General features: G+C 56.5%; 23 protein-coding genes. 1 reads left to right on the top strand and 22 read right to left on the bottom strand.

All coding sequences use genetic code 11. The features are described 5' to 3' along the window. Positions 1 to 66: 66 nt before the first annotated feature. From JRC49_14440 to JRC49_14335, 22 genes are all read right to left on the bottom strand, one after another. A complete protein-coding gene (locus JRC49_14440; protein ID QTE70963.1) occupies positions 67 to 1,716 on the bottom strand; it encodes an AMP-binding protein in 1,650 nt (549 codons plus the stop codon). Continuing rightward, the gene (locus tag JRC49_14435) at positions 1,713 to 2,510 is read right to left on the bottom strand and encodes an acetyl-CoA carboxylase carboxyltransferase subunit alpha (GenBank protein ID QTE70962.1); all 798 of its coding nucleotides are present in this window, start codon (positions 2,508 to 2,510) and stop codon (positions 1,713 to 1,715) included. The genes JRC49_14440 and JRC49_14435 overlap by 4 nt, the downstream gene beginning before the upstream one ends. Next, positions 2,510 to 3,367: an acetyl-CoA carboxylase, carboxyltransferase subunit beta gene (gene accD / locus JRC49_14430; protein QTE70961.1), complete on the bottom strand. Its 858-nt coding sequence runs from the start codon at positions 3,365 to 3,367 to the stop codon at positions 2,510 to 2,512. Before accD ends, JRC49_14435 begins: the two co-directional genes overlap by 1 nt. A 4-nt stretch (positions 3,368 to 3,371) precedes the next feature. Beyond that, entirely contained in the window at positions 3,372 to 4,679 is a 1,308-nt protein-coding gene (locus JRC49_14425; protein QTE70960.1) for an acetyl-CoA carboxylase biotin carboxylase subunit, read from the bottom strand. 2 nt (positions 4,680 to 4,681) lie between these two features. Further along, positions 4,682 to 5,098, bottom strand: coding sequence for a beta-hydroxyacyl-ACP dehydratase (locus JRC49_14420; protein ID QTE70959.1), 417 nt, complete (start codon positions 5,096 to 5,098; stop codon positions 4,682 to 4,684). Positions 5,099 to 5,102: 4 nt separating this feature from the next. Then, entirely contained in the window at positions 5,103 to 5,525 is a 423-nt protein-coding gene (gene accB / locus JRC49_14415) for an acetyl-CoA carboxylase biotin carboxyl carrier protein (GenBank protein QTE70958.1), read from the bottom strand. A 4-nt stretch (positions 5,526 to 5,529) separates the two neighbouring features. Next, positions 5,530 to 6,768 (bottom strand): beta-ketoacyl-ACP synthase II, encoded by a 1,239-nt coding sequence (gene fabF, locus JRC49_14410; GenBank protein ID QTE70957.1) that lies wholly within the window; start codon positions 6,766 to 6,768, stop codon positions 5,530 to 5,532. A gap of 10 nt (positions 6,769 to 6,778) precedes the next feature. Continuing rightward, positions 6,779 to 7,507: a 3-oxoacyl-ACP reductase FabG gene (locus tag JRC49_14405; protein ID QTE70956.1), complete on the bottom strand. Its 729-nt coding sequence runs from the start codon at positions 7,505 to 7,507 to the stop codon at positions 6,779 to 6,781. Then, positions 7,501 to 8,400 carry an ACP S-malonyltransferase gene (locus tag JRC49_14400; protein ID QTE70955.1) on the bottom strand — a complete coding sequence of 300 codons (900 nt, stop codon included), beginning with the start codon at positions 8,398 to 8,400 and terminating at the stop codon, positions 7,501 to 7,503. The genes JRC49_14405 and JRC49_14400 overlap by 7 nt, the downstream gene beginning before the upstream one ends. Further along, complete coding sequence (fabK, locus tag JRC49_14395; GenBank protein QTE70954.1) at positions 8,388 to 9,332, bottom strand: enoyl-[acyl-carrier-protein] reductase FabK; 945 nt, start codon at positions 9,330 to 9,332, stop codon at positions 8,388 to 8,390. Before fabK ends, JRC49_14400 begins: the two co-directional genes overlap by 13 nt. Before the next feature lie 4 nt (positions 9,333 to 9,336). Beyond that, a complete protein-coding gene (locus JRC49_14390; protein QTE70953.1) occupies positions 9,337 to 9,558 on the bottom strand; it encodes an acyl carrier protein in 222 nt (73 codons plus the stop codon). A gap of 495 nt (positions 9,559 to 10,053) precedes the next feature. Then, positions 10,054 to 10,743: a 50S ribosomal protein L1 gene (gene rplA, locus JRC49_14385; protein ID QTE70952.1), complete on the bottom strand. Its 690-nt coding sequence runs from the start codon at positions 10,741 to 10,743 to the stop codon at positions 10,054 to 10,056. A 123-nt stretch (positions 10,744 to 10,866) separates the two neighbouring features. Beyond that, entirely contained in the window at positions 10,867 to 11,292 is a 426-nt protein-coding gene (gene rplK / locus JRC49_14380) for a 50S ribosomal protein L11 (GenBank protein QTE70951.1), read from the bottom strand. A gap of 146 nt (positions 11,293 to 11,438) precedes the next feature. Next, positions 11,439 to 11,975, bottom strand: coding sequence for a transcription termination/antitermination factor NusG (gene nusG / locus JRC49_14375; protein ID QTE70950.1), 537 nt, complete (start codon positions 11,973 to 11,975; stop codon positions 11,439 to 11,441). Positions 11,976 to 11,992: 17 nt separating this feature from the next. Continuing rightward, positions 11,993 to 12,274 (bottom strand): preprotein translocase subunit SecE, encoded by a 282-nt coding sequence (gene secE, locus JRC49_14370; GenBank protein ID QTE70949.1) that lies wholly within the window; start codon positions 12,272 to 12,274, stop codon positions 11,993 to 11,995. 35 nt (positions 12,275 to 12,309) lie between these two features. After that, positions 12,310 to 12,471 (bottom strand): 50S ribosomal protein L33, encoded by a 162-nt coding sequence (gene rpmG / locus JRC49_14365; GenBank protein QTE70948.1) that lies wholly within the window; start codon positions 12,469 to 12,471, stop codon positions 12,310 to 12,312. A gap of 21 nt (positions 12,472 to 12,492) precedes the next feature. Continuing rightward, positions 12,493 to 13,707 carry an elongation factor Tu gene (gene tuf / locus JRC49_14360; GenBank protein ID QTE70947.1) on the bottom strand — a complete coding sequence of 405 codons (1,215 nt, stop codon included), beginning with the start codon at positions 13,705 to 13,707 and terminating at the stop codon, positions 12,493 to 12,495. Positions 13,708 to 13,763: 56 nt separating this feature from the next. Beyond that, positions 13,764 to 15,875 (bottom strand): elongation factor G, encoded by a 2,112-nt coding sequence (gene fusA / locus JRC49_14355; protein QTE70946.1) that lies wholly within the window; start codon positions 15,873 to 15,875, stop codon positions 13,764 to 13,766. A gap of 60 nt (positions 15,876 to 15,935) precedes the next feature. Beyond that, positions 15,936 to 16,406, bottom strand: a complete 471-nt coding sequence (gene rpsG / locus JRC49_14350; GenBank protein QTE70945.1) for a 30S ribosomal protein S7 — start codon at positions 16,404 to 16,406, stop codon at positions 15,936 to 15,938. 207 nt (positions 16,407 to 16,613) lie between these two features. Next, positions 16,614 to 16,988, bottom strand: coding sequence for a 30S ribosomal protein S12 (locus JRC49_14345; protein ID QTE70944.1), 375 nt, complete (start codon positions 16,986 to 16,988; stop codon positions 16,614 to 16,616). An 81-nt stretch (positions 16,989 to 17,069) separates the two neighbouring features. Continuing rightward, positions 17,070 to 17,312: a ribosomal L7Ae/L30e/S12e/Gadd45 family protein gene (locus tag JRC49_14340; GenBank protein ID QTE72895.1), complete on the bottom strand. Its 243-nt coding sequence runs from the start codon at positions 17,310 to 17,312 to the stop codon at positions 17,070 to 17,072. A 304-nt stretch (positions 17,313 to 17,616) separates the two neighbouring features. Continuing rightward, a complete protein-coding gene (locus tag JRC49_14335) occupies positions 17,617 to 18,606 on the bottom strand; it encodes an MBL fold metallo-hydrolase (GenBank protein ID QTE70943.1) in 990 nt (329 codons plus the stop codon). 231 nt (positions 18,607 to 18,837) lie between these two features. Between JRC49_14335 and JRC49_14330 the strand changes: the two genes are divergently transcribed. Further along, a complete protein-coding gene (locus tag JRC49_14330) occupies positions 18,838 to 22,719 on the top strand; it encodes a DNA-directed RNA polymerase subunit beta (protein ID QTE70942.1) in 3,882 nt (1,293 codons plus the stop codon). Positions 22,720 to 22,734 lie beyond the last annotated feature (15 nt).

The following is a 22,734-nucleotide window of genomic DNA, read 5'->3' as shown; positions in this document are numbered from 1 at the left end:
CCGATAAGATTTGTAAAAAAGGCAAAGCTGTATCGTACATATTTATACTTGAAAACTGACTTTTTTTCAAATCTGCCCGGTATATGCCTGATTCCGCTGGAGCCCCTTACGGATTTTCCCGCTGATGGTTTTCGGCATTTCCTTCGCGAATTCAATCAGGCGGATCCACTTATACTCGGCGAGCCGCCCGTTGCAGAACTCCTTGATTTCATGCTCCAGCTCCCGGGTAGGCGTATATTCCCTGCCGGGAACAATCACCGCCTTGATGGCCTGGCCCCGGAGCGGATCCGGTACGCCGATCACGCTGCACTCCGCCACGGCGGGATGCTCCAGCAGTACATTCTCCACCTCATAGGGGCCTACCCGGTAGCCGCCGGTCTTGATGATATCGTCAAAACGTCCCCGGAACCAGTAGCGGCCGTTTTCATCCATGCAGGCCGCGTCCCCGGTGTGATAGACTCCGTCTCGCCATACGTGGCGGTACTGTTTTTCATTATCCAGGTAGGCGGTAAATACGCCGGTCTGTTTTCCCGGCTTCTCCGGCACAATCACGACCTCTCCCGTCTCATTCACCCCCGCGGGTTTGCCCTGCTTGTTGCGCAGTTCAATGTGGTAGAAGGGCGACGGCACACCCATGGAGCCTTCCACGGCATTTGTTCCTTTGAAATTGGCCAGCAGCAGGGTTGTTTCCGTCTGCCCATAGCCTTCGCAAAGTGCCAGCCCCGTGCGCTCTGTAAACCTGCGGAATACCTCCGGTGCCAGCATTTCCCCAGCTGTGGAGGCATGCTTCAGCGTCGGCATTTCAGGAATTCCCTTCCGTACCAGGTAGCGGTACACAGTCGGCGGCGCGCAGAAGGAAGTCACCCCGTATTGATTGATGATATGAGTCAGCTGTTTCGGCTCAAAATTGTCAAAGTCATAGACCATCACGGCGCTGCCCACAAGCCACTGGCCGTAAAGCTTCCCCCAGGAAGCCTTCGCCCAGCCCGTTTCCGCCACGGTAAAGTGGAGGCCGTTATCCTCCGCCTGCTGCCAGTATTTCGCTGTCACAATATGGGCCAGCGGATAACTGTAACTGTGAATCACTCCTTTCGGATATCCCGTTGTACCTGAAGTGAAGTACAGGATCATCGGATCGTCTGCCTTCGTCGGAACCCGGTCCATTGTGTCCGGTACCGCCTGCATGGCCGCTGTCAGGTTTTCAAACCCTTCCGTCTCCGCCTGCACGCACCAGAGCCGTGCGTCCAGGGAGGACTGTTTCAGGGCTTCCCGCACCTTCTCCGGTACCTGGTTCTGCGCCGTACAGACAATAGCTTTTACAGGAGACGCCTTGAGCCTGTATACCAGATCGCTGACCGTCAGCATATGGGTCACCGGGATCATCACTGCCCCCAGCTTGTGCAGGGCAATGGCCGCAAACCAGTATTCATAGTGGCGTTTGAGGATCAGCATCACCCGGTCCCCCTGCCTGATACCCGTATCCCGGAATACATTGGCCATCTGATTGCTGCAGCGCCGGATTTCCGCAAAACTGAAGATGTGTTTCTCCCCTTCAGCGTTGCACCACACCAGCGCCCGCTTGTCCGGAGTTTCTTCCGCGATCCGGTCAACCACGTCATAGCCGAAGTTAAAGTTCTCCGGATAATCCAGCCTGATCTCCTTCAGCATACCGTTTTCATCGGTCACTTCATGGCAGAATTTCTGGTATATGCTCATACTGACTCCTTCATCACCGCACCGGCACCGATTTTGCGGAACCTGTCATACCTTTTCCCCACCAGGTCAGGATCTGCAGACAGCTCTTCCAGTTCTTCCTTCAGCAGGGTGCGGATTCGGTCATAGAATGCCTTTGTTCCGATTTCCTTTTCTGAAAGGATCCGCTCGATCACGCCCAGGCTCTTTGCGTCCTCTGCCGTCAGTTTCAGGCTGGCCGCCGCGGTTTCGGCCTTGGCAGCGTCTTTCCAGAGGATGCTTGCGCATCCCTCCGGGGAAATCACGGAATATACCGCGTTCTGCAGCATCCATACCCTGTCCGCCACCGCCAGTGCCAGGGCGCCGCCGCTGCCGCCTTCGCCGATCAGGATCGAAATAACGGGCACACAAAGGGTGGACATCGCCATCAGGTTCTCGGCAATCGCCTGTCCCTGGCCCCGTTCTTCCGCTCCGATCCCGCAGAACGCCCCGGAGGTATCGATCAGGCAGATCACCGGCCGGCCGAACTTTTCCGCCTGCAGCATCAGCCGCAGCGCCTTGCGGTAGCCTTCCGGATTCGGCGCGCCGAAGTTCCGTCCCGTGCGTTCCTTCGCCGTGTGTCCTTTCTCTATGGCAATCACCGTCACGGGACTGCCGTCCAGCCAGGCGATTCCGCCGACAATAGCGGGATCATCCGCATACCGCCGGTCCCCGTGGAATTCAATAAATCCCCTGAAAATATGCCTGATATAATCCAACCCCGTCGGCCTGTCGTTATTCCGGGCAGTCCTGACCCGCTTATACGCTGCGTCACTCATCAGACCGCCCTCCCGTCATGCATCTGCAGGATTTCGGCCAGGTATTTCTTCTGGCCGGACCGGGGCACGATGCTGTCCACAAAGCCGTGTTCCAGCACAAACTCCGCCGTCTGGAATCCTTCCGGCAGGGCCTTCTTCGTGGTCTGCTCGATCACCCTTGCCCCCGCAAAACCTACTGTTGCGCCGGGCTCCGCCAGAATGATATCCGCCTCCATGGCAAAGCTGGCCGTAACCCCGCCGGTTGTGGGATCCGTCAGCACGGCTATATACAGAAGCCCGGCGTCGCTGTGCCTTTTCACCGCCGCGCTGGTCTTGGCCATCTGCATCAGGGATAAAAGCCCTTCCTGCATCCGTGCGCCTCCGGACACGGTAAACCCGACCACCGGCAGGCGGTACTGAACCGCGTATTCAAAAAGCGAGGTAATCTTCTCGCCGACAGCGCTGCCCATGCTGCCCATCATGAAATAGGATTCCATCACAAACAGGCAGCAGCGCTGTTTGCCGATCATCGCCGTGCCGCAGACAACCGCTTCCTTTTCGCCGCTGGCCGCACGGACCGTCTCAATCTTTTCCCGGTATCCCGGAAAGTTCAGCGGGTTATCCGCCTGCATTCCGGAAAACAGTTCCCGGAAGCTGTCCTTGTCCGCGATCATCTGGATGCGCTGCCGCGCTTTCATCCGGAAATGATATCCGCAGCCACAGACCAGGTCATTGGCCCACAGGCGGCTCAGGGGAATTTCTTTATGGCAGTTCGGGCATTTCTTTTCAGGCTCACCGGCATCGCGCTGGACGGGTGCGGCGGACCGTCCGCCTTCTTCCAGCTGATTCATGGGTTTCATAAAATTCAACAATGCCATTCCGTCACCTGTTTCCCATAAAAGATAAGTCGTAATTGCCGGAGATGAAGCGTTCATCCTCCACAATCCGAAGCTGCTCCACGATATTCGTCTGGATTCCTTCAATCACCAGTTCGCACAGGGCCGCCCGCATTTTGCGCAGGGTTTCCTCCCTCGTCTTCGCAAAAACAATCAGCTTGCCCAGCAGTGAGTCATAATACGGGGAAACCACCGTTCCCTGGACCAGGCAGGTATCAAACCGCACCGAAGGCCCGCCCGGAACGTGCAGCATTTTCAGCATGCCGCAGCTGCCCGCGTTGATCCGGCATTCAATGGCGGATCCGGTCATCCGGATCTCCGCCTGGGTGATGTTCAGCGGAATACCCGCCGCGATGCGGATCTGCCACTTCACCAGGTCGATACCGGTCAGCATTTCCGTCACGCAGTGCTCCACCTGGAGCCGGACGTTCATTTCCATAAACCAGAAGTTTCCGTCCCGGTCCAGCAGGAATTCCAGCGTTCCGGCGCCCACATAACCGATTTTCCGGACCGCATCCACCGCCAGGTCGATCATCTTCCTGCGCTGTTCCTCACTGACCGCGGGAGACGGGGTTTCCTCCAGCAGCTTCTGGTTCCGCCGCTGCAATGAGCAGTCCCGGTCCCCCAGGCATACCGCGTTCCCGTGCTCGTCCGCCAGGATCTGCAGTTCCACATGCCTGGCCGGGAAGATATATTTCTCCAGGTAAACGCTGCCGTCACCGAAGGCGCTGACCGCCTCCGAAGTTGCCTGCAGGTAAGCGTCCTCCAGTTCATCCGCCCCGTGGATCAGCCGGATCCCCCGGCCGCCCCCGCCCGCGCAGGCCTTCAGCATCACCGGATAACCGATCCGTTCCGCCGCTTTCCGGGCTTCCTCCGCAGAGGCCACTGCTTTCGTCCCAGGGATGACCGAAAGCCCCGTATTCCGGATCAGCTCTTTCAGCACCGCCTTATCGCTGAGCCGTTCCATGCTCTCGGGATCCGGTCCGATAAAGACCAGGCCGTTCTTCCTGCAAAGCCGGGCAAAATGGGCGTTCTCGGACAGGAAACCATAGCCGGGATGAATCGCCTGTGCGCCCGCCAGGATCGCGGTACTGATGATCTGGTTTTCGTTCAGGTAGCTTCCGGACGCCTCCGCTCCGCCGATGCAGTAGCTCTGATCTGCCAGCGCCACATGCAGTGCGTTCCGGTCTTCTTCGGAATAGACAGCCACCGTGGCGACCCCCATTTCCTTGCAGGCCCGGATAATGCGGACAGCAATCTCCCCCCGGTTGGCAACCAGTATTTTTGAAAACATCTTTACGCTCCTGTAATCGCAACGGAGAATTCAGCGGAAACACAGAGCCTGCCGTCCACGGTTACCGTACCCTCCGCAAAATAGAAAGGATGCTTGACCCGCCGGATCCGGCATCGGGTTTCCACCCGGTCCCCCGGCTTTACCGGAGACCGGAATTTCACGTTATTCAGCCCGGTGTAGACCGGCAGCTTTCCCTCGCTCATCGCGTCCTGCAGCAGCACGCAGGCGGACTGTGCCAGGATCTCACAGAGGATTACCCCGGGTACGATGGGATTGCCGGGAAAATGTCCCTTCAGGAAAAACTCATCCCCGCGTACCGTATAGTGCCCGACGGCCGTGCCGTCGCTGCTCTCCACGTCGTCCAGGAGCAGCAGGTTCTCCCTGTGGGGCAGTATCCGCATAATTCCTTCCCTGGTCACAGCCTTACCTCCTGATCCTGAACAGCTCTGTGCCGTATTCCACTACCTGGCCGTTGGTCACGCAGACCTCCGAGATCACCCCGTCATCCTCGGCGACAATCTCGTTCATCAGCTTCATGGCTTCGATAATACAGAGGGTCTGTCCCTTATTCACGGAATCCCCCGCTTTCACATAGGATTCCGCCTTCTCCGCCGGGGCGGCATAAAATACGCCGACAATCGGGGACCTCACGCTGATATAATCATTATTTTCCGGCGCGGCCTGCACAGCGGGCACAGGCTCCTGAACAGCATATACGCTGCCTGTTCCCTGCACCGGAGCGGACCGCTCCAGGCGTACCCGGCTGTCTCCCACCGTCATCTCCAGCCCGGTCAGGCCCAGTTCCTTCATCAGCCCCGCATATTTGCGAATCTCTGCTTCTTTCATTTCCTTACACCTTTCTGAAAGCCAGGCACGCGTTATGGCCGCCGAATCCCAGGGAATTGGAAAGCGCCAGCGTAATCCCTGCCTTGGCTGCTTTGTTCGCGGTGCAGTTCAGGTCGCAGGCCTCATCCTGCTCCTTCAGGTTGATGGTAGGCGGAATGATACCCTCCTCCAGCGCATACAGGCAGGCCAGCGCTTCCACCGCGCCTGCCGCGCCCAGCATATGGCCGGTCATAGATTTGGTGGAACTGACCCAGGCTTTCCCTGCCGCGTTCTCTCCCAGTGCTTTCTTAATTACAACGGTCTCGATGGCGTCGTTCATGGGCGTACCGGTACCGTGGGCATTGACGTACACCAGATCCCTCTCTGTATATCCGGCTTCCCTCATGGCTTCTTCCATAGCCCGGATGCCGCCGCGGCCATCCGGATGCGGTGCGGTAATATGGTAAGCGTCGCAGGTGGATCCGTAGCCGCATACCTCTCCGTAGATCCGGGCACCGCGCTTCTTCGCGTGCTCATATTCCTCCAGCACCAGGGCCGCCGCGCCTTCGCCCATCACAAATCCGCCCCTGTGTTTATCGAAAGGCAGGGAGGCTTCCTCCGGGTTTTCAGCCACAGACAGGGCCTTCATGTTCGCAAACCCGGCAATGGCGGACGGAATAATCGCCGCTTCCGCGCCGCCGGTGATTGCCGCGTCGGCGTATCCGTGGCGGATCAGGCGCATCGCCTCGCCGATAGCGTTGGAACCGGAAGCGCAGGCGGTAACCGCGGGCATCACCGAGCCGCGGCAGTCGTGGCGGATGGCAATCATGCCCGCCGCCATATTGCTGATCATCATCGGCACCATCAGCGGCGAAACCCGGCGAGAGCCTTTTTCCATCAGCGTGGAATGTTCTTTTTCAAAAGTGCTGATCCCGCCGATTCCCGTGCCGAAGATCACCGCAAAGCGATCCGGATCAACCGCTCCGTCTATCCCGCTTTCATCAGCCGCCTGTTTGGCGGCCGCCACCGCAAACCGGGCGTAACGGTCCGTGCGCAGCACCTCGTTAACCTCCAGGTATGCCCTGGGATCGAAACCTTTGACTTCCGCGGCCAGCTTTGCCTTGAAGTTTTCCGTATCAAAAAGCGTAATGGGCGCAATGCCGTTCTTCCCGCTTTTCATCCCTTCCCAGGTCTCAGCCGCATTGTTCCCCAGGGGCGTTACCGCTCCGATTCCCGTCACAACAACTCTTCTGTATTCGCTCATGCTTATCTCCTTACATCGCGATGCCGCCGTCCACACGGAGGACTTCGCCCGTCACATATTCAGCCGTTGCCAGATATGCCGCGGCCGCGGCCACGTCCTCTGTTTCCCCCATCCGGCCAAGCGGAATCGCGTTCAGCAGCGGATTGTCCGCCTGGTTTCCGGTCATATCGGTGGCGATAAAACCGGGGGCAATGGCGTTGCAGCGGATGCCCTTCGGTGCCAGTTCCCTGGCGGCCGACTTCGTCAGGCCGATGAGTCCCGCCTTGGAGGCGGAATAATTGCACTGTCCCGCGTTGCCCATAATGCCCGCCACGGAAGTGATATTAATAATGCAACCTTCCCGGTTCCGGATGAACAGGCCGGCACAGTGACGGATCATGTTGAAGGCGCCTTTCAGGTTGGTATCCATCACGGCGTCATAATCCGCTTCCTTCATCATGGCCAGCAGTCCGTCCCGGGTAATGCCCGCGTTGTTGACCAGGATATGCGCCGTTCCGAAGTCCGCCTTGATGCGGGCAACGGTTTCCTTCACGGCTGTAAAGTCCGCAACGTCGCACCTGTATGCTATGGCTTCCACACCGTGCATTTCCCGGCATTCCCGGCATACATTCTCCGCGGCCTCTGTGTTGCCGGCGTAAATCACAGCGATATTCGCACCCATGGATGCCAGTTTCAGGGCAATGGCTTTGCCGATTCCCCGGGAGCCGCCGGTTACAATGGCTGTTCTTCCTCTTAACATGCTTCTACCTCTGCCAGATATTCATTCACGCCTGTTGCCTTTACCCCGGCGTTGATTCTTCTGATCATATTGCACAGGGTTTTTCCGGGGCCGATTTCAATAAAGGTATCCACCCCGGCGGCAATCATGTTCCGGATGATCTTTTCCCACTGTACCGGGTGACATATCTGCCCGGACAGCAGACCGGCCGCGCTTTCCGTATAGGGTTCTCCCGACAGGTTGGAGTAGAGAGGGATCCTTCTTTCCCGGAATGCTGCCAGTGCCAGTTCTTCCGCAAACGCTTTGGCCGCATCCCGCATAAAAGGAGAATGGAAAGCCCCTTTCACCTTCAGGGGGATCACCCTGCCGCCCGCAGCCTTCACGTCCGCGGAGAAGCCCTCCATCTGTGACGTCAGTCCGGAAACGCTGATCTGGCCGGGACAGTTGAAGTTCACCGGATAAACCTTCGGATAACGGCTGCAGATCTCCTGCACCTGCTCCGGTGTCAGCTTCACCACCGCCGCCATGAACGTATCAAATTTATCGGCTTCCCGCTGCATCAGCATCCCGCGCCTGCAGACCAGCCTGAACCCTGTATTCAGGTCAAACATCCCGCTGACTGTTGCCGCCACAACTTCTCCCAGGGAAAAACCTGCCACAACATCCGGCGTAATGCCTTTATCCATCAGCACGGACGCCGCAGCCAGCTCCATGGCAAAGAGGCAGGGCTGGGTATTCCGGGTCTCCTTCAGCTCTTCTTCCGTCCCTGCAAAGCACTGTTCAGATGTGCCGGGGCGAAGGCTGTCACAGGCAGCAAAAACTGCTTCGGCGGCTGCATACTTCTCCGCCAGTTCTTTTCCCATACCCGGATACTGGTCACCCTGACCGGAAAAAACGAATGCTATTTTACCCATTGGGACGCCCTCAGGAGGAGCGGTTCAGCCTCCTCCATCACTTCCTTAATTATTTCCGCCGCCGGCTGTTCTTTCTTCACCATGGCGGCAATCTGCCCTGAAAGGAAACAGCCTCTTTCGTTATCCCCTTCCTGTACCGCCCGCCGCAGTGCGCCTGTACCCAGGGCTTCCAGTTCCTCATCCGGCATGCCGCCGTATTCCGCCTTCGCGTAATCCCTGGCGAAGGGCGTACGCAGGCTCCGGACCGGATGCCCCAGGCGCCTGCCGGTCACCATAGTACAAAGATCGGTTGCCTTCAGGATCTTATCCTTATAGGCGGGATGAATGCCGCATTCCTCAGCGCTCAGAAACCGGGTGCCCATCTGCACCCCGCAGGCGCCCAGCATGAAAGCCGCCGCAACGCCCCGTCCGTCGGCAATCCCGCCGGCCGCAATCACAGGCAGCTCCGTTGCATCACAGATCTGGGGAACCAGCACCATGGTGGTCAGTTCTCCTACATGGCCGCCGCTTTCCCCGCCTTCCGCGATTACAGCGGATGCGCCGAGGCGGGTCATCAGCTTTGCCAGGGCGACGGAAGCCACCACCGGGATGACCTTGATGCCCGCTGCCAGCCAGTCCTTCATGTATTTGGAAGGATTGCCGGCTCCCGTGGTCACAACCTCCACCTTTTCCTCGGTCACAACCTTCTCCACTTCATCCGCGTAAGGGCTGAGCAGCATAATGTTGACACCCACCGGCTTCCCGGTCAGTTTCCTGGCCTCCCGGATTTGCTGCCTGACGTATTCACCGGGCGCGTTCCCGGCTGCAATTATGCCGAGTCCGCCGCCGTTGGATACGGCTGCCGCCAGCTTCCCGTCCGCTATCCAGGCCATACCACCCTGGAATACCGGATACTCGATCCCGAGCATCTCACAAATTGCCGACTTGATCATGTCCTTATCCCTGCTTGCTCTGGATAAACTTATCCAGGTCGTCGATGGTCTCCACCTTCTGGTCCAGTTCAATCTCGATGCCGATTTCATCTTCCAGGTTCATCAGCAGCTCCACCGTATCCAGAGAGTCGATTCCCAGCTCGCTGAATTTGCTTTCAGGCTTAATGTCAGCGACATCACACCCGGTCCGTTCCGCAACGATTTTTGCGATCGCGTCAAAGTACATTGTTCCATTCCTCCGCAGCTTTTATTCCGGCAGCATTTCGCCGCCCGAAAAAACATTCTACAGATGGGATGTTCCAAAATGAGCAACTCATCGTTCCATAAGCGTTCCCCGATTTCAATTCATAATTCACAATTCATAATTCATAATTTAGAATGTTTTCCATCGTCCCTATCGCCTCAACATAAGACTGTTTAATTGTGTAGAACTTATTCATTTCGTAGTTCGACTCATATAGGTTGTCATTCCGAGCGAAGCCGTATGGCGTAGTCGAGGAATCTCTTACTACGTCCGAAGGACGCTATCGTTATTCATTTTCAATTGCTCTGACAAGATAATATTATTCAACCATCCCTATTCCTTCTGAAATCAAAAGAACAGCTTCCTTCAGGAAGCTGTTCTATCCACCATTTTTAAGTATTCAGTTTTAAGTTTTCAGTATTCATTAATCAAAAAAAGCGCTTCTGACAAATGTCAGAAGCACTTTTATTTGATTGCTTAGAACTTCAGCGGATTCACGCGGATGGCGGGACCCATGGTGCTGGAGAGGTAAACGCTCTTCATGTATGTTCCCTTGGCGGCCGCGGGCTTCGCCTTGTTGATGGCTTCCATCAGCACGTTCAGGTTCTCCTGAAGCTTTTCCTTGCCGAAGGACACCTTGCCGATCGGGCAGTGGATGATAGCGGTCTTGTCCAGACGGTATTCCACTTTACCGGCTTTGATGTCGTTCACCGCGCGGGCGATGTCCATGGTCACGGTGCCGGACTTCGGGTTGGGCATGAGGCCCTTCGGGCCCAGCACACGACCGATGCGGCCGACCATACCCATCATATCGGGCGTGGCTACGCAGACGTCGAAGTCGAACCAGTTCTCCTGCTGGATCTTCTGGATCATGTCCTCAGCACCGACGAAATCGGCACCGGCTTCCTCAGCTTCCTTGGCCTTGTCGCCCTTGGCAATGACCAGCACGCGGATGGTGCGGCCGGTACCATGAGGCAGAACCACGGCGCCGCGGACCTGCTGGTCAGCGTGGCGGGGGTCAACACCCAGGCGGACGGAGATTTCGACAGTCTCGTCGAACTTGGCCTTACCGGTCTGGAGCACCAGATCGACGGCCTCTTCGGGGTCATACTGCTTCAGATGGTCGATCAGCTTAATGCTGTCGTTATACTTCTTGCCGTGTTTCATTCTATTATTCCTCCATTGTGGTCATAGCGGCACTTTGTCCTCCCACATTGTCAGGGGCTATGCCCCATAGCTGCATTCGCCGTATGCATGTTCCCTTATGGGTTCATGAACGGCTGTAGCACATTATTCCTCGACGGTCACGCCCATGCTGCGGGCGGTACCGGCTACCATGCTCATAGCGGCTTCGATGCTGCCGGCGTTCAGGTCGGGCATCTTGGTCTCAGCGATCTTACGAACCTGTTCTTTTGTCAGCTGGCCAACCTTTTCCTTGTTGGGACGGCCGCTGGCCTTCTGCAGGTTCAGAGCCTTCTTGATCAGCACGGGCGCCGGAGGCGTCTTGGTGATGAAGGTGAAGGTACGGTCGGTGTAGACGGTAATCACCACGGGGATGATCAGACCGGCTTCCTTGGCGGTACGGTCATTGAACTCTTTGCAGAATCCGGGAATGTTCACGCCATGCTGGCCCAGAGCGGGACCGATAGGCGGTGCGGGCGTTGCCTTGCCGGCAGGAACCTGCAGCTTAATGTAAGCCTGTACTTTCTTTGCCATTTGAGTGGCACCTCCATAAAAATTGTGGTAGAGCGGAAGCGCTTGGCTTCCTCCCACGTCGCACCCCGTCAACGGACAGGGCGATGCATGGGAACAGCCTCAAAGGGCTGTTCCCTTTGCAACTAACAGAATCACAGGAGCGGAGATCAGTCTTCCTTCTCGACCTGGTCGAGATCAACCTCAACGGGCATCTCACGGCCAAGGAACATCTGCACCTTGACAGTCAGCTTGCCGCGTACGGTATCGACGTCTTCCACTACACCGCTGAAATTCTCCAGCGGACCGGAAAGAATCCGGACATGCTCGCCGATCGCGAAGCCGAAGTCCACACTGGACTGCTCAGTGTTGAGCATCATGTCGACTTCTTCCTGCGTCAGCGGAACAGGCTTGGAATCCGGTCCCACAAAGCCGGTAACGCCGCGGGTATTCCGCACGACATACCAGCTTTCGCTGGTTTCAATCATGTGCACCAGCACATAGCCGGGATAAACCTTACGGGTGCTCTTGACGCGCTTTCCGTTCCGGATTTCAACAACTTCCTCCATGGGAACCCGAACCTCAAGGATCAGGTCCTGCATTCCGTTGTTTTCCACGGACTTTTCCAGCGTATCCTTCACCTTGTTCTCGTAGCCCGAGTAGGTGTGGATAACGTACCAGCAAGGCTCCTTCTTGTTTTCAGCCATGTCTTTACTCTCCTATGTTACACGACCAGCATCTTAACCAATGCGGACGCGCCCATGTCCAGCAGACCGATCACAACACCCATGAAGAGCATGAATACGAGCACGATGATGGAATAGGTAATCAGCTTTTCTTTGCTGGGCCAGGTTACCTTCTTCAGCTCATAAAACATGTTCTTGAAGGGCTTGGCGATCCGTGCGGGAAGCTTGGCGAACCAGCTGATAATCTTGCTCAGCTTGCTCTCTCCGGATTTCCGGACGGCTTTCTCGGCGGTTTCAACCGCTTTCTTCGTCTCAGACACTTCTTTCACATCCTCACAGCTTGATAGGTGTTGGATCACTTGGTCTCGCGATGAGTTGTGTGCTTCTTGCAGAAGGGACAATACTTCTGGAGCTCAATGCGATCCGGAGTGTTCTTCTTGTTTTTCATGTTGTTGTAGTTGCGCTGTTTGCACTCAGTGCAAGCCAGGCAAACCTTTGTACGGGCGGCGTTTGCCATTTGGGTTCCCTCCTGACTTGATTACTCAATGACCTTGGCCACAACGCCGGAACCAACAGTACGGCCGCCTTCACGGATAGCGAAGCGCAGTCCCTGCTCCATAGCGATGGGGGTGATCAGGGTGATTTCCATGTCGATGTTATCGCCGGGCATCACCATTTCCACGCCGTCGGGCAGCTTGATGTTGCCGGTAACGTCAGTCGTCCGGAAGTAGAACTGGGGACGATAGCCGTTGAAGAAGGGGGTATGACGGCCGCCTTCTTCCTTGGTCAGCACGTACACCTGGCCGATGCAGTGGGTGTGGGGATGGATGCTGCCGGGCTTAGCCAGAACCTGGCCGCGCTCGACTTCGTTCCTCTGGATACCACGCAGCAGGGCGCCGATGTTGTCGCCGGCTTCCGCCTGGTCCAGCAGCTTGTGGAACATTTCAACACCGGTAACAACGGTGTTCCGGGGCTTGTCCATCAGGCCGACGATTTCGACCGGATCGGACACCTTAACGGTACCACGCTCAACACGGCCGGTAGCCACGGTGCCGCGGCCGGAGATGGAGAACACGTCTTCGACGGGCATCAGGAAGGGCTGGTCGGTTGCACGTTCGGGTTCGGGGATATAGCTGTCGACGGCGTCCATCAGTTCCCAGATGCACTTGCACTCGGGAGCGTTGTCAACGTCGGTGCCGCCAGCCTGCAGGTACTCAAGAACCTTCAGAGCGGATCCCTTGATGATCGGGATCTCGTCGCCGGGGAAGTCGTAGCTGCTCAGCAGCTCACGGATTTCCATTTCAACCAGCTCCAGCAGCTCTTCGTCATCCATCATGTCGGTCTTGTTCATGAACACGACGATGTAGGGCACGCCAACCTGACGGGCGAGCAGGATGTGCTCACGGGTCTGGGGCATCGGGCCATCGGGAGCAGAAACCACCAGGATAGCGCCGTCCATCTGGGCAGCACCGGTGATCATGTTCTTAACATAGTCAGCGTGGCCGGGGCAGTCCACGTGAGCATAGTGACGCTTTGCGGTCTCATACTCAACGTGAGCGGTGTTGATCGTGATTCCACGTGCTTTTTCTTCGGGAGCCTTGTCGATTTCGTCATAGCGCATAGCCTGCGCTTCGCCCTTGATCGCCAGGGTCATGGTGATCGCAGCGGTCAGGGTGGTCTTGCCATGGTCAACGTGACCGATGGTACCGATGTTTACATGGGGCTTTGTCCGTTCATAACGTCCCTTAGCCATTTGAGTTTCCTCCTTGTAATATCAGTTATCAGTTACAGTTACTTTATGTTACCCGATCAGTCCGCGCTCTTGCGGCCGATGATCTTTTCAGCAACAGACTTCGGCACTTCCTCGTAGTGGTCAAACTGCATGGTGAACATGCCGCGGCCCTGGGTACGGGAACGAAGGTCTGTGGTGTAGCCGAACATCTCGCTCAGCGGAACAAACGCATGGATGATCTGATCCTGGCCGCGCACTTCCGTGCCTTCCACCCGGCCGCGGCGGCTGGACACATTGCCCATCACGTCGCCCAGGTACTGGTCGGGAACGATGATCTCCACTTTCATCATGGGCTCCATCAGGCAGGGATCGGCCTTCTTGACGGCTTCTTTGAAAGCCATGCTGGCAGCGATCTTGTATGCCATTTCGGAGGAGTCCACATCGTGATAGGAACCGTCCGTAACGGCAGCCTTGAAGTTGACCACTTCGTAGCCGGCGATAGCGCCGCTCTTGGCTGCTTCCTGGATACCGGCGTCGATGGGGCTGATGAATTCCTTCGGAATCACGCCGCCGACGATCCGGCTTTCGAACTCGTAACCCTTGCCGGGCTCCTGAGGCTCGATCTCGATCCAGCAGTGGCCGTACTGGCCGTGACCGCCGGTCTGACGGACGTAACGTCCTTCGGCCTTGGCGGGCTTGCGGATGGTTTCCTTGTAAGTAACCTGGGGCTTACCCACGGTTGCTTCAACCTTGAACTCGCGCAGCAGACGGTCCACGATGATTTCCAGGTGGAGTTCGCCCATGCCGGCGATGATGGTCTGACCGGTTTCCTGGTTGGTGTAGGTCTTGAAGGTGGGATCCTCTTCAGCCAGACGCTGAAGGGCGTAGGTCATCTTTTCCTGACCGGCCTTGGTCTTGGGCTCGATGGCTACTTCGATAACGGGATCCGGGAAGACCATGCTTTCCAGGATGATCTGATGATTCTCATCGCAGAGGGTGTCGCCCGTGGTGGTGTCCTTCAGACCCACAGCGCCGGCGATTTCACCGGTGTAGATGGTATCAACCTCTTCACGGTGATTGGCGTGCATCAGCATGATACGGCTGATGCGCTCCCGCTTCTGCTTGGTAGAGTTCATCACGTAGTTGCCGGATTCCAGCTTGCCGCTGTAAACGCGGAAGAAAGCCAGTTTACCGACGAATGGATCGACCATGATTTTGAACGCCAGAGCTGCGAAGGGCTCGTCATCGGAAGGATGACGTTCCATCTTCTTCTCAGGATCATCGGGGTCGGTGCCTTCGATCGCGGGAATGTCCAGCGGGCTGGGCATATACTCGACCACCGCGTCCAGCAACGGCTGCACGCCCTTGTTCCGGTAGCTGGTACCGCACAGAACAGGGTTCATGGTGCAGGCGATGGTGCACTTGCGGATGGCGCCGCGGATCTCTTCCTCGGTCAGCTCTTCGCCTTCCAGGAATTTCTCCATCAGGGCGTCGTCGGTCTCAGCAACCTTCTCCAGCAGGTTCGCGCGGTACTCTTCGGCGATCTCCTTCATGTCGGCGGGGATCTCCTCGTCACGCACATCCTGTCCGAGGTCGTCATAGTAGATCTCAGCGCGCATACGCACCAGGTCAATGATGCCGCGGAAGGTGTTTTCCTTGCCGATGGGCAGCTGGATCGGAACGGCGTTGGCGCCGAGGCGGTCCTTCATCATGTCCACCACGCGGAAGAAATCCGCGCCGGTGATGTCCATCTTATTGACATAGGCCATACGGGGAACCCTGTAGGTTTCCGCCTGCTTCCAGACAGTTTCACTCTGGGGTTCAACACCGCCCTTGGCGCAGAAGACGCTTACAGCGCCGTCCAGTACGCGCAGGCTGCGTTCCACCTCAACGGTGAAGTCCACGTGGCCGGGAGTGTCAATAATGTTGATCCGATACTGTTTGTTCGCATTTTTCGGGTCATGGGGATCGTGCCAGAAGCAGGTGGTGGCAGCAGACGTGATCGTGATGCCGCGTTCCTGTTCCTGAGCCATCCAGTCCATGGTGGCCGTACCTTCATGCGTTTCACCGATGCGGTGATTTTTACCTGTGTAGAACAGGATCCGCTCGGTAGTGGTTGTTTTTCCGGCATCGATATGAGCCATAATACCGATGTTCCGGACTCTTTCAAGTGGATGGCTTCTGGGCATACTTGGCAATTGCTCCTTTCAGCAGTACCTTTGTGATAACGGATGAAATGCCGGTGGTTATTACCAGCGGTAATGAGCGAATGCCTTGTTGGCCTCTGCCATACGGTGCATTTCTTCTTTACGTTTCACCGCAGCGCCTGTGTTGTTGGAGGCGTCCAGCAGTTCGGCAGCCAGGCGTTCGGCCATGGTCTTCTCACCGCGTTTCCGGGCAAAGTCGACGATCCAGCGCAGGGCCAGGGTCTGACGACGCTCGGGACGGATCTCAATAGGCACCTGATAGGTGGCGCCGCCTACACGGCGGGCTTTAACTTCCAGCTGCGGAGCAACGTTGTTCAGGGCTTCCTGGAAAACGTCGGTCGCAGCCTTGCCGGTCTTCTCGGCAACGGCTTCAAAAGCCTCATAGCAGACGTTCTGCGCAACTCCGCGCTTTCCGTCAAGCATAATCTGGTTGATCAGTTTCGTAACTACCGTGGTTCCGTAAACGGGATCCGGCAGCACTTCACGCTTCGGTACAAAACCGCGACGGGGCATAGGTTTCCCTCCTCAATAATAGTCCTGATGTAAGTGATTCGCTTCCTCTTCTTCCGGCCATGCGTCAGCATCACACGACCCCGGTCACGATTATACCGGCCGGCTTACTCCGCCTGCTTCCTGATTCTCTGTCATTCCTGTTCCGAAGAACAACAGTACCTCAGGCGCGGATTATCACCGTTTCAGACTGCGGCGGCAGCTTAAGACTTACTTCTTCGGGCGCTTCGCGCCGTACAGGGAACGAGCCTGCATCCGCTTGGCAACACCGGCGGTATCCAGAGCACCGCGGATGATGTGATAACGAACGCCGGGCAGATCCCGCACACGGCCGCCACGGATCAGCACAACGCTATGCTCCTGCAGGTTGTGACCGATACCGGGGATGTAGCAGGTACCTTCGATGGAGTTCGTCAGGCGGATTCTCGCGATTTTCCGCAGAGCAGAGTTAGGCTTCTTGGGAGTCTGAGTCTTAACACTCAGGCACACACCGCGCTTCTGGGGACATCCCTGCAGAATAGGAGCGGTGGGCTTCTTGGTCACCCGCTCACGGCCCTTACGGACAAGCTGATTAATTGTGGGCATTAGAGCACCTCCTGAATAATATCCTCAAGATCCCGCAACCCTCAGGATCTGGAAGGCAATTTGTGTACCCTCTTGAGTGTATTACGCCTTGAGCAATCCGGCGGCAGCGGTGGGTACGTCCACTCCGCAGATCATCCCAAGCTCTTTCATGGACGCTGCCCTCACGCAGGGGATTCCGGCTTCCTCAGCCGCCCTGACTACCTGCTGGTAGATGAAGGTGTCAGCGTCGCTGCAGACATATACTTTTGATACGGTTCCGGCCTTCAGCGCACGGAGCACCTGTTTCGTTCCGACCACCTTCCGGCTGCCGGCCGCTTTCAGCATTTCCATGCGTCTCAGTCCCTCCTTCCGCATCCCGGTCAGGCGCTCAAAAAGGGCGCACTTCACCCGGAAGCACACTGCAACTCGACTATCATATCATTGTTGTAAAGTATTGTCAACGGGTTTGATCAACAGAGTTGATCTTTAATTCATAATTCACAGTTCATAATTCATAATTATTTATGCTTTTCCCAAAATCGGGGCTTATTATATAGGAAATCATCTTTTTCGACGCGTTTATTCATCCAGTCATTCCAATTATGAATTATGAATTGTGAATTAAAAATAAATCCCGCAAAAGCGGGATTTATTTTATGGCAGCTTTTTCGCACAGCCAGTAGTGTCCGTCTGTCACCAGGTGGGTAAAGGAGGAACTGGAAGCCGTATAGACGGCCGGCAGTCCCCTGTAGTCGATCGCCAGCTGTCCTGCGTCTCCCCTGCCTTCCACAGAAGTCACAATGGCAAGCTTGGCGTCCATTGCCTCATAGAAAGGGGTATACATGTCATGCTTGGCGTGATGGGGATACTTGACGACATCGCACTTCAGGAGATCCCCTCCGATGCGATCGATCATCGCCTTCTGCCCCGGCATTTCCATGTCCGCCATGAACAGAATGCTTCTTTCTCCGTAGGTAATCAGCGTCTGGGCACTCTGATTGTTCATGTCCAGGTAGCTTTCGTCATTCTTGAGAAACAGGAGTTTCACAGCTCCGTCTCCCATGGAGAATGAATCGCCGTCCTTATACTCCTTGATGGGAATATTCCGTTCTTCAGCAGTCTGGATCAGCTTCAGGCCGCTTTCCGTCAGGTCCGGCGGGAAGCAGATTCTCACCTCTCCCACCTTGGCCGTATCGTCGGTTATAGCCAGGCCGTTGATATGGTCATGATGCAGATGGCTGTTGAACAGGATCTCTATCTTTTCGATGCCCAACTGCTTCAGCAGCGGTACTCCCCGGGTGGCCGCCCGTTCATCCCCGCAGTCAATCATCCACACCTGACCGTCGTACATCAGGATGGCTTCATCCGCATCCCGGATGTTCGGGAACCAGATTTCAAAGAGTTTAGCGTCCTTCGGAAAATGAAAGTCCGGAATATCCCGGGGCGTACGGGCATTGTTCACCACCACGTCCGGCGGTTCCGGCGTCGGAGCCGGTGTGGGTCTCCCCATGAAGATGCCTTCCGGCGCTTCCGGTGTGGGCGGTATCAGCAATACGCCTTCTCCGATACCCGCCCCCGTCATTAAAATCAGAACGGCCGTAAGCAGTGCAGCCGTTCTGAAAAACAGTTTTCTGTTCAAAACCGAAACCTTCCTATTTAAAATATACAATATTATGCAATTACAGACAAAATATCGTTGACTTTCTGTCAACCCTATGTTAGAATTTATAATTGCATCAGTATCGTCTTGGTGCCTGGAAACCCAATTTGACTTCCTTATTTTACACAGCTTCTGTGTGAAACGCAAGTCCCATTTTTTCCGGGATCTCAGGACGTTCTGGTCGGACGAAATAAGGGGTGATTTCAAAACATGGTACACGAGGTCCACATGGGGAAGCTCCGCGAACGTATGAGCTTCTCACGCATTGATGAAGTTCTCGAAATGCCCAACCTGATTGAGGTACAGAAGAACTCCTATCAGCGCTTTCTCGATACCGATCTGCGCGAAGTTCTGGCCGATGTTTCTCCCATTACTGACTACAATGGGAATCTTGTGCTGGAATTCGTGGACTATTCTCTGGACGAGCCGAAAAATTCCATTGCACGCTGCCGTGAGCGCGACATCACTTACGCGGCGCCGCTGAAGGTGTTTGTTCGCCTGAAGAATAAGGAGACCGGTGAAATCAAGGAATCCGACGTTTTTATGGGCGACTTTCCCCTCATGACCGACCATGGCACTTTCATCATTAACGGTGCCGAGCGCGTGATCGTCAGCCAGCTGGTCCGCTCTCCCGGCGTCTATTTTGACGTCGCTTACGATAAAGCTGGCAAAAAGCTCTATTCTTCCCAGATCATCCCGAACCGCGGTGCCTGGCTCGAATATGAGACGGACTCCAACGATGTGCTGTGGGTCCGTATTGACCGTGCCCGCAAACTGCCCATCACCGTGATTCTGCGCGCCCTGGGCTACGGCACAGACGCCGAAATCATTGATATCATGGGTGAGGACGAGCGCCTCATGGCTACCATCCAGAAGGGTGACAACGCCAAGACGAGAGAAGAAGGCCTCATTGAGATTTACAAGCGCCAGAAGCCCGGCGAACCCGCCAGCCTCGAAAGCGCCACCAATCTCTTCAATTCCCTCTTCTTTGATCCCAAGCGTTATGACCTGATGAGGGTTGGCCGCTATAAGTACAATAAGAAGCTTTCCATCGCCACCCGTATCCATAACCATGTGGCGGCGGAAGATATCATCAATCCCCAGACCGGAGAGGTCATGGTCAAGAAGGGCGACACCATCGCCCTGGATGTGGCCCGTGAAATCCAGAACGCCGGTGTGAACACCGTCATGCTGGACTGCGAAGGCCAGATCCGCAAGGTCGTCGGCAACAACTTTGTTGACGCCGCTGCTTACCTGCCCTTCGATCCGAAGGATGCCGGCATCCTCGAGATGGTTCACCTGCCCACCCTGCAGCAGATCATCTCCTCTGTTGAGCCGGATCAGCTCTTCGACGCTGTGAAGGAAAACGTCGCCGCCCTCGTGCCGAAGCACATCATTCCGGATGACGTCGTCTCCTCCATCAACTATATGCTGGGCCTGCCCTACGGCATCGGTTCCACGGATGACATCGACCATCTGGGCAACCGCCGCCTGCGCAGCGTCGGCGAACTGCTGCAGAACCAGATCCGCATCGGCCTGAGCCGTCTGGAACGCGTGGTGCGTGAGCGTATGTCCATTCAGGACTCCACCGACATCAAGCCCGGTGACCTGATCAACATCCGTCCCGTCAGTGCCGCGATCAAAGAGTTCTTCGGTTCTTCCCAGCTGTCCCAGTTCATGGACCAGCCCAACCCCCTGGCTGAGCTGACCCACAAGCGCCGTCTGAGCGCCCTGGGCCCCGGCGGTCTGAACCGTGACCGTGCCTCTTTCGAGGTTCGCGACGTGCACTACAGCCATTACGCCCGTATCTGCCCGATCGAGACTCCTGAAGGTCCCAACATCGGTCTGATCGGTTCTCTGGCCACCTATGCCCGCATCAACGAGTACGGCTTCATCGAAGCTCCCTACCGTCGTGTGGACAAGGTAAACGGCCGCGTGCTGGATGAAATAGACTACATGACCGCTGACGAGGAAGACCTGTACAAGGTCGCCACCGCCAACGAGCCCCTGAATCCCGACGGAACCTTCGTTCAGGACCGCATCACGGTTCGTGACAAGGCTGAAATCGTTGAAGTGCCTGTTTCCCAGGTGGACTTCATGGACGTCAGCCCCCGTCAGGTTGTTTCCGTCGCCACCGCCATGGTTCCCTTCCTGGAAAACGACGACGCTACCCGTGCTCTGATGGGTTCCAACATGCAGCGTCAGGCTGTGCCGCTGCTGGTTCCCGAAGCACCCCTCGTCGCCACCGGTATGGAATACCGCGCCGCCCATGACTCCGGCGTTGTAATCCTGGCCAAGGAAGACGGCGTGGTGGAAAAGGTGGATGCCGACCAGATTATCATCCGTGATAACTTCGGCGAGCGTCACACCTACACCCTCACCAAGTTTGCCCGTTCCAACCAGTCCACCTGCATCAACCAGCATCCCGTGGTTTCCGCGGGCCAGAAGATCGAAAAAGGCGACCTGCTGGCTGACGGTCCTTCCACTGAAAAGGGAGAAATCGGTCTGGGCCGTAACGCCCTGATCGGCTTCATGACCTGGGAAGGCTACAACTACGAGGACGCTGTCCTGCTGAGTGAAAAGCTGGTCAAGGAAGATATTTACACCTCCATCCATATCGAAGAGTTCGAATCCGAAGCCCGCGAAACCAAGCTCGGACCGGAAGAGATCACCCGGGATATCCCGAACATCTCTGACGACGCGGTCAAGGATCTGGATGAAGGCGGTATCGTCCGCATCGGTGCCGAAGTGCACGCCGGCGATATCCTGGTCGGTAAGGTTACCCCCAAGGGTGAAACCGAGCTGACCGCCGAAGAGCGCCTGCTGCGCGCCATCTTCGGTGAAAAAGCCCGTGAAGTCCGGGATACCTCCCTGCGCGTTCCCCACGGCGAAGGCGGCATTGTTGTTGATGTCAAGGTCTTCACCCGTGAGAACAAGGATGAGCTCTCCCCCGGCGTCAACGAAATGGTCCGCATCTACATCGCCCAGAAGCGTAAGATTTCCGTCGGCGATAAGATGGCAGGCCGTCACGGTAACAAGGGTGTTGTTTCCCGCATCCTGCGTGAAGAGGATATGCCCTTCCTGCCCGACGGTACTCCCCTGCAGATCGTTCTGAACCCCCTGGGCGTTCCTTCCCGTATGAACCTGGGTCAGGTTCTGGAAGTACACCTGGGCCTGGCCTGCCGCGCACTGGGCTGGCACATTGCCACCCCCGTCTTCGACGGCGCCACCTACGAGGAGATTCTTGAGCATCTGAAGCTGGCTGAAGAGAAGATGTCCGCTCCGGAAGACGAGAACGATCCTCACGTAAACGAATATCATTTCCACAACGGCAAGCCCCTGCGTCTGGCTCTGGATGAAGAAGGCAAGGCCCTCTTCCACCAGGGTAAGATCCGCGTCCGCGACGGCCGTACCGGCGACTACTTCGAGAACCCCGTTACCGTCGGTATCATGTACTTCCTGAAGCTGCACCATCTGGTCGACGACAAGATGCATGCCCGTTCCACCGGTCCCTACAGCCTTGTTACCCAGCAGCCTCTGGGTGGTAAAGCCCAGTTCGGCGGACAGCGCTTCGGTGAAATGGAAGTCTGGGCTCTGGAAGCTTACGGTGCTGCCAACACGCTGCAGGAAATCCTGACCGTGAAGTCCGACGATACCGTCGGCCGCGTCAAGACCTACGAAGCGATCATCAAGGGCCAGAACATCCCGAACCCGGGTGTGCCTGAGAGCTTCAAGGTTCTTCTGAAGGAAATGCAGGCCCTGAGCCTGGATATCCGCGTGCTGGATGCCGCCCGGAACGAAATCGAAATTCCCGAACTCGATCCCGAAGATATGCCGCAGGCTGACGCTATGCGCGCTTCCGTCACCGCAAGGCCGGAAGGCGAAGGCGAAGCTGCTGCCGAAGAGAACGAGGAAGTGGAAGCCGCTGCTGAAGAAGCCTTCAGCATGTCCGAGGACGACCTGTCCTTCGGTACTGAAGACGAAGCCGAAGACAACGAAGATGAATTCTCCGTTGGCGAAGCCAGCACGGAAGACCTTGAAGACTTCAGCGTAGAAGACCTGTCGGATCTTGACCTTGACGATGATATTTAATCGAAGGGAGTGTGC

It is taken from the genome of Clostridiales bacterium FE2011, assembly GCA_017569305.1.
Lineage (GTDB): Bacteria > Bacillota > Clostridia > Christensenellales > Aristaeellaceae > Aristaeella.
Note: the sequence above shows the minus strand (reverse complement) of the source record. Positions and strands in the feature narration are given on the sequence as shown.

Coding starts and splice junctions, on each gene's coding strand:
- JRC49_14440 (QTE70963.1), bottom strand. CDS start 1,716: ATGAGCATATACCAGAAATTCTGCCATGAAGTGACCGATGAAAACGGT.
- tuf (QTE70947.1), bottom strand. CDS start 13,707: ATGGCTAAGGGACGTTATGAACGGACAAAGCCCCATGTAAACATCGGT.
- JRC49_14345 (QTE70944.1), bottom strand. CDS start 16,988: ATGCCCACAATTAATCAGCTTGTCCGTAAGGGCCGTGAGCGGGTGACC.
- JRC49_14405 (QTE70956.1), bottom strand. CDS start 7,507: ATGTTAAGAGGAAGAACAGCCATTGTAACCGGCGGCTCCCGGGGAATC.
- JRC49_14340 (QTE72895.1), bottom strand. CDS start 17,312: ATGCTGAAAGCGGCCGGCAGCCGGAAGGTGGTCGGAACGAAACAGGTG.
- rplK (QTE70951.1), bottom strand. CDS start 11,292: ATGGCAAAGAAAGTACAGGCTTACATTAAGCTGCAGGTTCCTGCCGGC.
- fusA (QTE70946.1), bottom strand. CDS start 15,875: ATGCCCAGAAGCCATCCACTTGAAAGAGTCCGGAACATCGGTATTATG.
- rpsG (QTE70945.1), bottom strand. CDS start 16,406: ATGCCCCGTCGCGGTTTTGTACCGAAGCGTGAAGTGCTGCCGGATCCC.
- accD (QTE70961.1), bottom strand. CDS start 3,367: ATGGCATTGTTGAATTTTATGAAACCCATGAATCAGCTGGAAGAAGGC.
- JRC49_14435 (QTE70962.1), bottom strand. CDS start 2,510: ATGAGTGACGCAGCGTATAAGCGGGTCAGGACTGCCCGGAATAACGAC.
- JRC49_14400 (QTE70955.1), bottom strand. CDS start 8,400: ATGGGTAAAATAGCATTCGTTTTTTCCGGTCAGGGTGACCAGTATCCG.
- accB (QTE70958.1), bottom strand. CDS start 5,525: ATGAAAGAAGCAGAGATTCGCAAATATGCGGGGCTGATGAAGGAACTG.
- JRC49_14425 (QTE70960.1), bottom strand. CDS start 4,679: ATGTTTTCAAAAATACTGGTTGCCAACCGGGGGGAGATTGCTGTCCGC.
- rplA (QTE70952.1), bottom strand. CDS start 10,743: ATGAAACACGGCAAGAAGTATAACGACAGCATTAAGCTGATCGACCAT.
- fabF (QTE70957.1), bottom strand. CDS start 6,768: ATGAGCGAATACAGAAGAGTTGTTGTGACGGGAATCGGAGCGGTAACG.
- rpmG (QTE70948.1), bottom strand. CDS start 12,471: ATGGCAAACGCCGCCCGTACAAAGGTTTGCCTGGCTTGCACTGAGTGC.
- nusG (QTE70950.1), bottom strand. CDS start 11,975: ATGGCTGAAAACAAGAAGGAGCCTTGCTGGTACGTTATCCACACCTAC.
- fabK (QTE70954.1), bottom strand. CDS start 9,332: ATGATCAAGTCGGCAATTTGTGAGATGCTCGGGATCGAGTATCCGGTA.
- JRC49_14330 (QTE70942.1), top strand. CDS start 18,838: ATGGTACACGAGGTCCACATGGGGAAGCTCCGCGAACGTATGAGCTTC.
- JRC49_14390 (QTE70953.1), bottom strand. CDS start 9,558: ATGTACTTTGACGCGATCGCAAAAATCGTTGCGGAACGGACCGGGTGT.